The organism is Bradyrhizobium sp. UFLA06-06 (assembly GCF_054820065.1).
Window position 1 is genome coordinate 378,204 of the sequence record NZ_JADFUD010000001.1, and the last position, 14,664, is coordinate 392,867.

The window sequence follows — 14,664 nt, forward strand, 5'->3', positions numbered from 1 at the left end:
GGGGAGGGTTAACAATAGCCTAAAACTAAATTTTTCTACAATTTTTCCTCTAATCGCATTTTGCGGAGTTGATAATGCAGGGTTCGTTTCAGGTCGCTCAGGCAACCGGCACCGGCAATTCCACCAATTCGGCTCCCGTACGAATTTACAAGCTGACCAAGCCGCTGACCGATCAGGCGGTGGTCGTCAATCTTGGATACGACCAGAAGGTGAAGGTCGACTTTTCGTCGATCGCCAATGAAAAGATCACGCTGGTTCACGTCGGCGAAAAGCTGATCATCCTGTTCGACAACCAGTCGACGGTCACGGTTGAGCCGTTCTTCGACTCCCGTGCGGATGGGCAGAAGAATGTTACGATCGAGATGGCGCCGGGGCGCGAGGTCTCGGTCCAGGAATTCGCGACTCTTTTTCCGATTAGCACGGACGCCTCGGTGTTGCCGGCGGCCGACAATGGCGGCAACTCGAACGGCAACGCGCAGGCGAGCGGCGCGAATTTCAGTCCGTTCGCGATTGATCCGCTAGCTCCTGTGCCGACCAACGTGTTGGCGCCGCAGGAAGAGTTGCCGAACCTCGTGACCCCGCCGCCGCCGACCGGCTTCGTGCTGGGCGTTGCTCCGCCTCCGATCATTTCCGGCAATCCCCTGTCGGCGCTGATTGTCGACGAGAGCTTCCTGACCGCGGCCACCAACCATGGTGTCGCCGGTTCGGGGCTCGGACCCGCAGGGGCAACGGTCGCGTCTGTGCAGGTGTCGTTCAACGTCACGGTACCGGGCGGCCAGCAGTCGCTGACCTATGCGCTGTCGGTCACGACACCCAACGAAGATTCCGGTCTGATCGATTCGGCGACCGGTCAGCACGTTCTGCTGACGGTCAACGCGGCCGGCGTCGTGGAAGGGCGCACGGCGATCAGTGGCGATCTGGTCCTCACGGTCTCGGTTGACGGTACGGGTCATGTGACGCTGACCGATCTGCGCGCGGTTCATGAGGCAACACCGGGCAACTTCAATGAAGGGATCACGCTGGCGTCGGGTCTGATCACGCTGACCGCCACCGTGACTGACAACAACAATCAGTCGGCCAGTGCGAGCGTCGATGTCGGCTCGCATCTGACGATCCTTGACGATGGTCCGGTGGCGGGCACGGTGACCGGCGCGACCGACACGCTGGTGCTGGATGAGACGCGCCCTGTCGGCAGCGACACCGCGGGCGGCACGACGCCGACCGGCCTCGCCAGCGTGACGGCGGACTTCTCCAACAATTTCACCGGCGGCAGCTACGGCGCCGACGGTGCCGGCAGCACTGCCTACACACTGCATCTCACCGGCACGAACGTGGCGTCGGGCCTCTATGCGCTTGATCCGACCGACACCAACCCGGCCCATTTCGGGCAAGGTGCGCAGATCGTGCTGAACCAGTCCGGTGACACCATCACCGGCTCGGCGAACGGCACGATCTACTTCACGATCACGATCAACGAGACGACCGGGATCGTGACCTTCACCCAGGTCAACAACATCTGGCATGCCGATCCGACCAACCCGGATGACGCGGCGACGTTGACCCTCTCCAGCGCCAGCCTGCTGCAGGTGGTGCAGACCATCACTGACGTGGACGGCGACAGCGTGACAACGCCGATCAACCTCGGTGGCGGCGTGTTCACAATTCAGGACAGCGGTCCGACGGCCGGCACGGTGATCCAGAAGGAAGGGCCGGCGGAAACGCTGGTGCTGGACGAGTCGCGCCCGGTCGGCAGCGACACGCCGGGCGGCTTTGCGCCGAGCGGGCTTGCCAGCGTGACGGCGGACTTCTCCCACGACTTCACGTCCGGCAGCTACGGCAGCGACGGACCCGGCCATACCGCCTACACGCTGAAGCTCACCGGCTCGAATGTGGCCTCGGGTCTCTACGCGCTGGATCCGACCGACACGACCACTGCTGACGGCGACGGCATCGGACAGGGCGCGCAGATCGTCCTCAACCAGTCCGGCAACACGATCACCGGCTCGGCCGGCGGGACGACGTATTTCACCATCACGATTGATCCGTCGACCGGTATCGTCACGTTCACGCAGTCGAACAACATCTGGCATTCTGACCCGAAGAATCCGGACGATCCGGCAACGCTGACGCTGTCGAGCCCGAGCCTGCTGCAGGTGGTGCAGACCATCACCGACGCGGACGGCGACAGCGTGTCGACGCCGCTCGATGTCGGCACCCGTGTGTTCACGATCCAGGACAGCGGCCCGACCGCCGGCACGGTGACCGGTGCAACTGACACGCTAGTGCTGGACGAGACCCGTCCGGTTGGTGCGGACACCGCGGGCGGCACAGCGCCGACCGGCCTTGATTCCGTGACGGCAGACTTCTCCAACAACTTCACGCCCGGCAGCTATGGCAGCGACGGCCCGGGCCACACGACCTACACGCTGAACCTCGCCGGCGCGAATGTGGCGTCCGGTCTCTACGCGCTTGATGCGACCGATACGACCACCGCCGACGGCGACGGCATCGGGCAGGGCGCGCAGATTCTGCTGAACCAGGTCGGCAACACGATCACCGGCTCGGCTGGCGGCACCAATTACTTCACGATCACGATCGATCCCTCGACCGGCATCGTGACATTCACCCAGCTCAACAATATCTGGCACTCCGACCCAACCAATCCGGACGATGCGGCGACGCTGACGCTGTCTGGCGCCAATCTGCTGCAGGTGGTGCAGACCATCGTCGATGCGGACGGCGACAGCGTGACGACGCCGCTCGATGTCGGTACCGGCGTATTCACGATCCAGGACAGCGGCCCGAGCGCCGGCACGGTGATCGCGGCGGCGGATACGTTGGTGCTGGACGAGACCCGTCCTGTCGGCACTGACACTGCGGGCGGCACCACGCCGACCGGCCTCGACACCGTCACGGCGGACTTCTCGAACAACTTCTCGGCCGGCAGCTACGGTAGCGACGGCCCGGGCAACACGGCCTACACGCTGAAGCTCACCGGCGCCAACGTCGCCTCCGGCCTCTATGCGCTCGATCCGACCGACAAGACCGCCGGTGACGGCGATGGTATCGGGCAGGGTACGCAGATCGTGCTCAACCAGGTCGGTGACACCATCACCGGCTCGGCGAACGGCACGACCTACTTCACGATCACGATCAATGAGACGACCGGGATCGTGACCTTTACCCAGGTCAACAACATCTGGCACTCCGACCCAACCAATCCGGACGATGCCGCGACGCTGACGCTCTCGAGCGCCAACCTGTTGCAGGTGGTGCAGACCATCACCGACGCGGACGGCGATAGCGTGTCGACGCCGCTTGATCTCGGCGCCGGTGTGTTCACGATCCAGGACAGCGGCCCGACGGCGGGCACGGTAGTCGGCCCGACCGACACCCTTGTGCTGGACGAGACGCGGCCTGTCGGCAGCGACACCGCGGGCGGCACCGCGCCGACCGGCCTCGACACTGTCACGGCGGACTTCTCCAACAACTTCACCGGCGGCAATTATGGCAGCGACGGCGCGGGCAACACGGCCTACACGCTGAAGCTCACCGGTGCGAACGTCGCCTCCGGTCTGTACGCTCTCGATCCGACCGACAAGACCGCCGGCGACGGCGATGGCATCGGGCAGGGTACGCAGATCGTGCTCAACCAGGTCGGTGACACCATCACCGGATCGGCTGGCGGCACCAACTACTTCACGATCACGATCGACGAGACGACCGGTATCGTCACGTTCACCCAGCTCAATAACATCTGGCATTCCGATCCGACCAACCCGGACGATGCAGCGACGCTGACGCTCTCTGCGGCCAACCTGCTGCAGGTGGTGCAGACCATCACCGATGCGGACGGCGACCACGTGTCGACGCAGCTCGACCTCGGCACCGGTGTGTTCACCATCCAGGACAGCGGCCCGACGGCGAGCGCGCTGTCCGGCGCGACGGACACGCTTGTGCTCGACGAGACGCGTCCTGTCGGCAGCGACACCGCGGGCGGCACGGCGCCGACCGGCCTCGACAGCGTGACGGCGGATTTTTCGAACGGCTTCGCCGGCGGCAGCTATGGCAGCGATGGCCCGGGCAATTCGGCGTACACGCTGAAGCTCACCGGCGCCAACGTGGCGTCCGGCCTGTACGCCCTTGATGCGACCGACACGACCACCGGCGATGGCGATGGCATTGGGCAGGGTGCGCAGATCCTGCTGAACCAGGTCGGCAACACCATCACCGGCTCGGCCGGCGGCACCGATTACTTCACGATCACGATCGATCCCTCGACCGGCATCGTGACCTTCACCCAGCTCAACAACATCTGGCACTCGGATCCGACCAACCCGGACGACGCCGCGACGCTGACGCTGACGCGCCCCGAACTGCTGCAGCTCGTGCAGACCATCACGGACGCCGACGGCGACAGCGTGACGACGTCGCTGAACCTCGGCACCGGTGTGTTCACGATCCAGGATAGCGGTCCGACCGCGGGCACGGTGATCGCGGCGGCGGATACGTTGGTTCTGGACGAGACGCGTCCTGTTGGCACCGACACCGCGGGCGGCACGGCGCCGACCGGCCTTGATTCTGTGACGGCAGACTTCTCGAACAACTTCTCGGCCGGCAGCTACGGCAGCGACGGCGCGGGCAACACGACCTACACGCTGAAGCTCACCGGCGCCAACGTGGCGTCCGGCCTGTTTGCGCTCGATGCGACCGACACGACCACCGGCGATGGCGATGGCATCGGGCAGGGCGCGCAGATTATGCTGAATCAGGTCGGCAACACCATCACCGGCTCGGTTGGCGGCACCAATTACTTCACGATCACGATCGATCCCTCGACGGGGATCGTCACCTTCACCCAGCTCAACAACATCTGGCATTCCGATCCGACCAATCCGGACGATTCTGCGACGCTGACGCTGTCGGCTGCCAATCTGTTGCAGGTGGTGCAGACCATCACCGACGCGGACGGCGACAGCGTGACGACGCCGCTGGACGTCGGCACCGGCGTTTTCACGATCCAGGATAGCGGCCCGACCGCGGGCACGGTGACCGGTCCGACCGACACATTGGTGCTGGACGAGACGCGTCCTGTTGGCAGCGACACCGCCGGCGGCTCGGCGCCGACCGGACTCGACACCGTGACGGCGGACTTCTCCAACAACTTCACCGGCGGCAACTATGGTTCCGATGGTGCTGGCTCGACGACCTACACGCTGAAGCTGACGGGCTTGAACGTGGCCTCCGGCCTCTACGCGCTCGATCCGACCGACAAGACCGCCGGCGACGGCGATGGCATCGGCCAAGGTACGCAGATCGTGCTCAACCAGGTCGGTGACACCATCACCGGCTCGGCGAACGGCACGACCTACTTCACGATCACGATCAACGAGACGACCGGGATCGTGACGTTCACCCAGGTCAACAACATCTGGCACTCCGATCCGACCAACCCGGACGATTCTGCGACGCTGACGCTGTCGGCCGCGAACCTGCTGCAGGTGGTGCAGACCATCACCGATGCGGACGGCGACAGCGTGACGACGCCGATCGATGTCGGCACCGGCGTGTTCGCGATCCAGGACAGCGGCCCGACCGCGGGCACGGTGACCGGTCCGACCGACACCCTCGTGCTGGACGAGACGCGTCCTGTTGGCAGCGACACCGCCGGCGGCTCGGCGCCGACCGGACTCGACACCGTGACGGCGGACTTCTCCAACAACTTCACCGCCGGCAACTACGGCAGCGATGGTGCTGGGTCGACGACCTACACGCTGAAGCTGACCGGTGCCAACGTCGCCTCCGGTCTGTACGCGCTCGATCCGACCGACAAGACCGCCGGTGACGGCGATGGCATCGGCCAAGGTACGCAGATCGTGCTCAACCAGGTCGGCGACACGATCACCGGCTCGGCGAACGGCACGACCTACTTCACGATCACGATCAATGAGACGACCGGGATCGTGACGTTCACCCAGGTCAATAACATCTGGCACTCCGATCCGACCAACCCGGACGATGCCGCGACGCTGACGCTTTCGGCCGCCAATCTGCTGCAGGTGGTGCAGACCATCACCGATGCGGATGGCGACAGCGTTGCGACGCCGATCAACGTGGGCACCGGTGTGTTCACGATCCAGGACAGCGGCCCGACGGCAGGCACGGTGACCGGTCCGACCGACACCTTGGTGCTGGACGAGACCCGTCCTGTTGGCAGCGACACCGCCGGCGGCACGGCGCCGACCGGGCTCGACACCGTGACGGCGGACTTCTCCAACAACTTCACCGCCGGCAGCTACGGCAGCGATGGTGCTGGGTCGACGACCTACACGCTGAAGCTGACGGGCTCGAACGTGGCCTCCGGCCTCTATGCGCTCGATCCAACCGACAAGACCGCCGGCGACGGCGATGGTATCGGGCAGGGTGCGCAGATCGTGCTCAACCAGGTCGGTGACACGATCACCGGTTCGGCGAACGGCACGACCTACTTCACGATCACGATCAACGAGACGACCGGGATCGTGACCTTTACCCAGGTCAACAACATCTGGCATTCCGATCCGACCAACCCGGACGATGCGGCGACGCTGACGCTGACGCGCCCTGAGTTGCTGCAGGTGGTGCAGACCATCACGGACGCCGATGGTGATAGCGTGACGACGCCGCTCAACATCGGCACCGGCGTGTTCACGATCCAGGACAGCGGCCCGACCGCTGGCACGGTGACCGGTCCGACCGACACCCTCGTGCTGGACGAGACCCGTCCGGTTGGCAGCGACACCGCCGGCGGCACAGCCCCGACCGGGCTCGACACCGTGACGGCGGACTTCTCCAACAACTTCACCGGCGGCAGCTACGGCAGCGACGGTGCTGGCAGCACGACGTACACGCTGAAGCTCACCGGTGCGAACGTGGCCTCCGGCCTCTATGCGCTCGATCCGACCGACAAGACCGCCGGCGACGGCGATGGCATCGGGCAGGGTGCGCAGATCCTGCTGAACCAGGTCGGCAACACCATCACCGGCTCGGTCGGCGGCACCAACTACTTCACGATCACGATCGATCCTTCGACCGGCATCGTGACCTTCACCCAGCTTAACAATATCTGGCACTCCGATCCGACCAACCCGGACGATGCGGCGACGCTGACCCTGTCGGCTGCCAATCTGTTGCAGGTGGTGCAGACCATCACCGATGCGGACGGCGACAGCGTGACGACGCCGCTGAACCTCGGCACCGGCGTGTTCACGATCCAGGACAGCGGTCCGACCGCCGGCACGGTGACCGGTCCGACCGACACCCTCGTGCTGGACGAGACGCGCCCTGTTGGCACCGACACCGCCGGCGGCACGGCGCCGAACGGGCTTGTTTCCGTGACGGCGAACTTCTCCGACAACTTCACCGGCGGCAGCTACGGCAGCGACGGTGCGGGTTCGACGACCTACACGCTGAAGCTGACGGGCTCGAACGTGGCCTCCGGCCTCTATGCGCTCGATGCGACCGACAAGACTGCCGGCGACGGCGATGGTATCGGACAGGGTACGCAGATTCTGCTGAACCAGTCCGGCAACACCATCACCGGTTCGGTTGGCGCGACGACCTATTTTACGATCACCATTGATCCCGCAACCGGGATCGTGACCTTCACCCAGGTCAACAACGTCTGGCACTCCGATCCGAACAATGCGGACGATGCCGCGACGCTGACGCTCTCGAGCGCCAACCTGCTGCAGGTGGTGCAGACCATCGTCGATGCCGACGGCGACAGCGTGTCGACGCCGCTCGACCTCGGCACCGGCGTGTTCACGATCCAGGACAGCGGCCCGACGGCGCCGACGGCGACTGTGAGCGCAGCTACGATCGGCGTGGACGAGACGCCCGGCGTGCAGACCATCGCCGGCGCGAGCGACGTGCTCGGCTCCACTGCGATCACGTTCAACGGTGCCGCCAGCACTGTCGCCGCGCTGTTCAGCACGGTTGCGAACAAGGGCGTCGACACCGATGTGTCGGCAGCGTCGCTTGACAACGGTGCGCTCAGCTTTGCCTCGACGGGCGCGAGCAGCATCCTGACGGTGGCCGGCGGCAGCTTCGGCTCTGACGGCGCGGGGTCTACGACCTACGCGTTGAGCGTCCTCAGCGCTGCGTCAGGTCTGACATTGACGGATGGCACAGGGATCGCGCTGTCGCTGGATGCCAGCGGCCGGATCATCGGTACGGTGGGCAACGATGTCGCCAACCCCAGCCTGACGGGCCAAACGGCGTTCGCGATCGCCATCGATCCGATCACCGGCCAGCTCTATGTGGCGGACTATCTCTCGCTCCACCACAACAGCACCGCCAGTTCGAACGATCTGCTGACGATGACGGCCGGCAAGATCGGCGCGACGGTCACGTTGACGGACGCCGATGGCGATCATGTGACGGCCACCGCCGACATCAGCACGCATATCAGCTTCCTCGACGACGGCCCGAGTTTCGGCACGATCGAGCATGGAATCATTGCCGATTACGCGGGAATGTCCGTGGTCGGTAACCTACCCGTGTTTTCTGGCGCCGATGGTTTTGGCGCATATGACTTCACCTTGACTGGAAACACGGCGCCGGCCGGCCTGACGTTCAATGGCCAGGCCGTGCACTATTCCATCGACGCACTTGGACAGAATTTGACGGCCTATATCGGTGCGGCTCCGTCGGCAGCGAATAATATCTTCACGCTGAATCTGGATGACACAACCGGTCACTATCTATTCACATTGCTTCAGCCGTTCACGGAGACAACGATCCAGAATGTCGGCAGTTCATCCTCCTTCGGCTCGGGACCATCGGAAGAGCAGGTTCTTTCCTCGAACACCGATCAGCTGGCGGTTGTTTCGGGCACGACCTCCGGCGGCGGCCAAGGCGGTGTGAACGGATCAACCAGCGGCTGGGGCGTCGACAACAATAACTTCGACCCCAATGAAAAGCTGCTGTTCGATTTCACGAGCGGCGCAATCGCCAGCCCGGTCGGCAACGCCGCGTTCCATCCGCCGGCAAACGAATCGGTCGCGAACTACACGTTCTCGCACTACGCCGGCGGCGACAAAATCCACTACGTCGTCTCCTATTGGGACGGAGTGCACGCCGCCTCCATCACATCGGTATCCGGTGATTTCGATCCTTCCACCCACACCACGGTCGCCACCGAATGGTCGACGCCCACAGCGCCGGCCGGCCTGCAGCTCTACACTGTCCAGTTCACGGACGTGACAGGCAGCGGCAAGGTCGACCTGGTTGGCGTCGGAGTTTCGTCGACCACGAACGTCTCCGAGGATCTGAGCTTCAACGTGTCGACGATTGACGGTGACGGCGACACGGCGTCGAGCACCATCAATATCAACATCAATGGCACCACGACCCTGATGGGCACGGCCGGCAATGATGTCATTGTCGCCGGACCAACCAACGAGACGCTCACTGGCAATGGTGGGGACGACAAGTTTGTTCTCAATCTCAGCGCCCACGAAATCGTCAGTGATTTCAACAGCGGTGATACGCTCCTTCTCGACGTGGCTGGTCTGAGCCTGCCGACGGGCGCTTCAAACGCCCTTACCGCTGGTCAGTTCACGTCATCGGCAGTCACCGGCCAGACCGAGAACAACGCCAGCGCCTGGAACGAAAGTGCAAGCACGAACAAGTTCTTCTTCAACAATACCACTCAGGAGCTCTGGTACTCGGCAAATGGCACAGGCTCCGACAAGGTGGACCTCGCACATGTGAGCACCGGCTTGCCGGCGGCTACGAACGTTCATATTTTCTAGGCCAGGCTTGCAGCAAAATCGAAAATCCGCGGAGACCTCTCCGCGGATTTTTTGTTGATTGAATTGTCGCCTTTCTCGCGCGCAATCACATCAGCACGGGCAGGAAGCCCAAGAGCGGGCTTGCCGCGTCCAGCGCTTCCACGCCGGTCCATTCGGTCTCCGCCGCATTGGCGGCCGCCGGCGCCGCGTCGAGTTCATCGCCGAGCGGGAGCCGCTTGGCGTAAGGTGCCGCAAACAGCTGCACGCCGCGGTCGTTGATCGCGAACATCGGCGTGAAGTTGCCGAGCTCGCCGTCGTCGATCAGTTCGGAGCGGCGGCTGTCCAGGATCAGCCAATGGCCATCCAGCCGCGCCGCCAGCACGGCATGATCCTGGCGGATGGCGCGATCGCGGCCCAGCACGAGGCGCAGATCCTCGCGCGGGAAGCCGGCTTCGCTGAGCGCGATGTATTTTGCGATCGCATAGTCCTCGCAGTCGCCCTTGCCGGTCGCAAAGGTGGCGAGCGGGGCGGTCCAGCGGTCGGGCTCGCCGTGCTGGGCGAAGTCGCTGACATAGCGGATCGCCTGGTTGACGGCGCGGTTGGCCTCATCCAGCCGGTCGCGTCCGGATTTGGACTTGACCGCGCCGATCAGGCGAAGGAATTGCGCGGCTTGCGATGGGCAGCCGGCGGCGCTCTCCCGGCATTGCTCGAGCACGCTCTGCTCCCTTGCGAGATCGGATTCGAGGCCGCGCCATTTGCGCCACAGGCCGTTTTCCGGTGCGCGGAAGGTGAACAGGCCAAACGGCTCGGCGCCGACAGGCGGAAGCGGCTTTGCCGCGGGCACCGCGTCGGTCGCGGTATTTGGCGGCGTGAGCGAGGCGGTGCGAATGGCGTTCGGACCACGTCCGCGCTGCCGGTCGAGCTTGGCCAGGACGTCGGCGATGGTGAAGAAGGTGGCAGGCGGCCGGTTCGACGCGGCGTCCGCAGCGGACGCGAGCTCGGCGCCGGGTTTTCCGAGAGAGAGCTCGTCCGCGGCAAACGCGGCAGGCGTGACGCAAAGACCGATTGTCAGTGCAGCCGCGGCCATGACCGCCGGCGAAGCAAACTTCAGCGACTTCATATGACGTCCCCAATGTCGGGGACCGTCAACGTCTGTGCGTCGATCTGCGTCCCCGCTGTTATCGGGACGCAAACTGGCGCCTTGGCCGCTTAAGCGGAGTTAAGTGGAGGGGGTCGTCACCTCGAATGACGAAAAGGCGGTCAATCCGGGGTTTGCCGGTTCGTTCGAAATTGAACGAACCGAGGTCACGATCGGTTAACCACGGAATCCGTGGTCCCGGTCAGCGTTCGCGCAGGGCCTCGTCACGCAGCAGGCGAGCGGGCTTCACGATATAGTCCAGCACGGATTTCTCGCCGGTCAGGACCTCGACCGTGGTCACCATGCCCGGAATGATCGGCAGCGGATGCTGTTCGCTGCCGAGATGGTTCTTATCGGTGCGCACCATGACCCGGTAGAAGGTCTCCTGGCGTTCGGTCTTTTCCGCCTTGTCGTCGACAATGGTGTCGGCGCTGATGCGTTCGACCTTGCCCTTCAGCGATCCATAGACCGAGGAATCATAGGCGCTGATCTTCACCACCGCGTCCTGGTCGGGACGGATAAACGCGATGTCCTGGGGACGAATCCGGCCTTCCACCAGCAGCGTGTCGTCCAGCGGCACGATGTCCATCAGGTTGGCGCCCGGCTGTACGACGGCACCGATGGTACTGATGTTCAGTTTGTTGACGATACCGTGCACCGGCGCCTTCAGATCAGTGCGGCGCACCCGGTCCTGGGCGGACTTGATATTCTCGTCGAGCACGGCGAGGTCGGCACGCGATTTGGCGAGGTCCTCGTCGGCCTGCGAGCGGAACGAGGCGGTGATGTTCGCGATCTTCGATTGCGCTTCGGCCAGCTGTCCCTTCATCTCGGTTGCCTGCCGATCAAGTCGCAGCATCTCGATCTCGGGCACGACCTTCTGCTCATACAGCCTGCGCGTCAGGGTCTGCTCGCGTTCCAGGAGCTTGAGGGAGCCGGAGAGGCGAGTGACCTGCTGGTTGAGGACGTCGATGTCCTGTGCGACCTTCTGACCCCGCATCTTGAACACGCTGGTCTCGGTCGCGACGGCGGCGGGAACCATCTTGTCGAGATCGTCCGGGAAGGTGATCTCGGCTCGGCCGCGGGCCTCGGCGTCGAGGCGGGCCACCCGCGCCGCCATCGCCGCGCGGCGCTCGCGGATTTCGCCGAACTCGGAAGCGAATTTCGTATCATCGATGCGCATCAGGGACTGGCCCTGCTGAACGATGTCGCCTTCCCGGATCAGGATGTCGCCGACGATTCCGCCTTCGAGCGATTGAACCACCTGCATCTGCCGCGACGGCACGACGCGGCCGCTGCCGCGCTTGACCTCGTCGAGCACGGCAAAATGAGCCCAGATCAGGAACGTCGCAAGCAGCGCGCAAGAGGTCCACAGCAGCATGCGGGAGGTGCGCGGCGTGCGCAGCAGCGCCGCGGACCGGATATCATTTGCAAATGTGAAATCGGAAGACGCCATAATTTATTTGCTCGTTATGCGGATTTCGGCTGGATCGTATTCTCCGGCGACGGGGCCGCGGACGCCGGCCGGCCCTGGAGCAGGGCGAGCACCTTGTCGCGCGGGCCGTCGGCAACCAGGCGGCCATTGTCGAACAGCAGCAAGCGATCGACCATGTTCAGCAATGACAGGCGATGGGTCGAAATGATGATGGTCATGCGATCATCATTGAGGCCCTTGAGCCGCTCAAGGAATTCCTGTTCGCTGCGAATATCGAAGTGCGCCGTCGGCTCGTCGAGAAAGAGCACGCGAGGCTTGCGGATCAAAACGCGCGCGAGCCCGATGGCCTGCTTCTGGCCGCCCGACAGGCTGCGGCCGCCTTCCGAGATGGGCATGTCATAGCCCATCGGGTGGCCGGCAATGAAGCTTTCGACGCCGGAGAGCCGCGCGGCAAGCAGGACTTCCTCGTCGGTCGCTTCCGGTTTGCCAAGGGCGATGTTGTCGCGCAGCTTGCCGAAGAACAGGTCGGTATCCTGCATCGCAAAGCCGATGCCGGCGCGCAGATCCGAGGGATCGTATTGGCGCGAGTCGACGCCATCGACCAGGATGCGGCCTTCCTTCGGTTCGTAAAATCCGAGCAGCAACCTGCCGACCGTGGTCTTGCCGGATCCCACCCTGCCGATGATGCCGACCTTCTCTCCGCCCTCGATCTTGAAGCTGACCTTTTCGAGCGCGTTACCCGGCGCGTTGGGGTAGGCGAACGTCACGTTCTCGAAGGCGACCTTGCCGTCTTCGATTCGTCTTGTGACATAGGACCGGGTCGGCGACCGTTCCCGCTCGATCGACATGATGCGGTCAATCGCCTTGAGGGCCGTGATCGTCTGCGTTCCCTTGGTAATCACCGAGGCGATCCCGGCGATTGGCGCCAGAACGCGCCCGGCGAGCATGTTTGCGGCGACCAGCGCACCGACGCTCAGCTTGCCGTCGAGGATCAGGAAAATGCCGACGATGACGAGGAGCAGGCTTGTGATCTGCTGGGCCGTGCTCGCGCTCGTCAGCGACATCGACGACCAGAAATGAACGTCCTCGCCGGATCGGGCGGTCGCGGCAACCGATCGTTCCCACAAGGTCTGCATGCGGGCCTCGGCGCCGGTCGCACGGACGGTTTCGAGGCCGGACAGGGACTCGACCAGCACGCCGTGCCGGGCGGCGGATTCGGCCTGCAGGCGCTTGATGGCGCGATCGAGCGGGCGTTGCAGCAGGAAGCCGATCAGCATGACCAGCGGCAGCATGATCAGCGGGATCCAGGCCAGCGGCCCGGCGATCAGGAACAACACCCCAACGAAGAGAATGGCGAACAGCAGATCGGTGGCCGAAACCACGCTTCCGGAGGTGAAGAACTCGCGCACCGAGTCGAAGTCCCGGAGCTGATTGGCCAGGATGCCAACCGAAGTCGGCCGCTGCGCCATCTTCACCGACATCACGTGCTCGAAGATGTTCGCCGCCAGCACGACGTCGATGGTCTTGCCGGTCACGTCGATCATGCGGCTGCGGACCATGCGGAAGATGAAATCGAAGACGATGCCGAGCCCCATGCCGATCGAGAGCGCGATCAGGGAGGGGATCGCCCCGTTGGGGATGACGCGGTCATAGACGCTCATCGTGAACAGCGGCGTCGCCAGCGCGAGGATGTTGGTCAGAAAGGCCGCGACCGCGATGTGCCCGTAGCTGCGCCAATGCGTCTTCACCACCGACCAGAACCAGTGGCTCTTGGGGATGTCGCCTGCGGCGACGGCGCGCGCATCGGCCTGCGGCGCGCTTCTCACCAGGAACGCATAGCCGGTATAGTCCGTGGCGAGCGAGGCGATGTCGGCGACGCGCGGGCTGTTCGGCGTCGCCGGATCAACGACCTTGATCGACTTGTTCGCCGGGTCCACACCCAGAAGGATCAGCGCGGAGCCGTTCTTCATGACGAGGACGGCCGGCAGGACCAGCGCGGGAATGTCTGAAATGTCGCGCTTGACGGCCTCGGTCTCCAGACCGGCGCGCCTTGCCGCGCGGTCGTAGAGCGAGACGGACAAGCGTCCGTCCGTGATCGGAAGTCCGCCGAGGAGAGCTTCGCGGCTGACCGCGCGGCCGTGATGGGCGGCAAGATAAGTCAACGATGCGGTGAGGGGATCGTCGCCCAGCGCGCGTGGCCCATTTATCGCGACAGGCTTTGAGGTTGAGTCATCCGGCGAGGGGCGGACGGCGTCGGCCGCCGCGCTGGGGGTTCGAAACAACAACTGAAACCTCGACAAGCAAAATGGAAATGCAGC

General features: G+C 64.2%; 4 protein-coding genes. 1 reads left to right on the forward strand and 3 read right to left on the reverse strand.

The window, feature by feature from the left end:
* The first annotated feature begins 74 nt into the window (after positions 1–74).
* Positions 75–9,797 (forward strand): DUF5801 repeats-in-toxin domain-containing protein, encoded by a 9,723-nt coding sequence (locus IF803_RS01665; RefSeq protein ID WP_461191037.1) that lies wholly within the window; start codon positions 75–77, stop codon positions 9,795–9,797.
* A gap of 85 nt (positions 9,798–9,882) precedes the next feature.
* On the opposite strand, the gene IF803_RS01670 is transcribed toward IF803_RS01665, so the two are convergent.
* From IF803_RS01670 to IF803_RS01680, 3 genes are all read right to left on the reverse strand, one after another.
* Positions 9,883–10,896 (reverse strand): transglutaminase-like cysteine peptidase, encoded by a 1,014-nt coding sequence (locus tag IF803_RS01670; protein ID WP_461191038.1) that lies wholly within the window; start codon positions 10,894–10,896, stop codon positions 9,883–9,885.
* 220 nt (positions 10,897–11,116) lie between these two features.
* Complete coding sequence (locus tag IF803_RS01675; RefSeq protein WP_461191039.1) at positions 11,117–12,367, reverse strand: HlyD family type I secretion periplasmic adaptor subunit; 1,251 nt, start codon at positions 12,365–12,367, stop codon at positions 11,117–11,119.
* Between the two features lie 14 nt (positions 12,368–12,381).
* Positions 12,382–14,553: a type I secretion system permease/ATPase gene (locus tag IF803_RS01680; protein ID WP_461191063.1), complete on the reverse strand. Its 2,172-nt coding sequence runs from the start codon at positions 14,551–14,553 to the stop codon at positions 12,382–12,384.
* Between the last annotated feature and the right edge of the window lie 111 nt (positions 14,554–14,664).

What these genes read in the sequence shown, in the direction of transcription:
- IF803_RS01665 (WP_461191037.1), top strand. Translation starts at nt 75, where the DNA reads ATGCAGGGTTCGTTTCAGGTCGCTCAGGCAACCGGCACCGGCAATTCC.
- IF803_RS01670 (WP_461191038.1), bottom strand. Translation starts at nt 10,896, where the DNA reads ATGAAGTCGCTGAAGTTTGCTTCGCCGGCGGTCATGGCCGCGGCTGCA.
- IF803_RS01675 (WP_461191039.1), bottom strand. Translation starts at nt 12,367, where the DNA reads ATGGCGTCTTCCGATTTCACATTTGCAAATGATATCCGGTCCGCGGCG.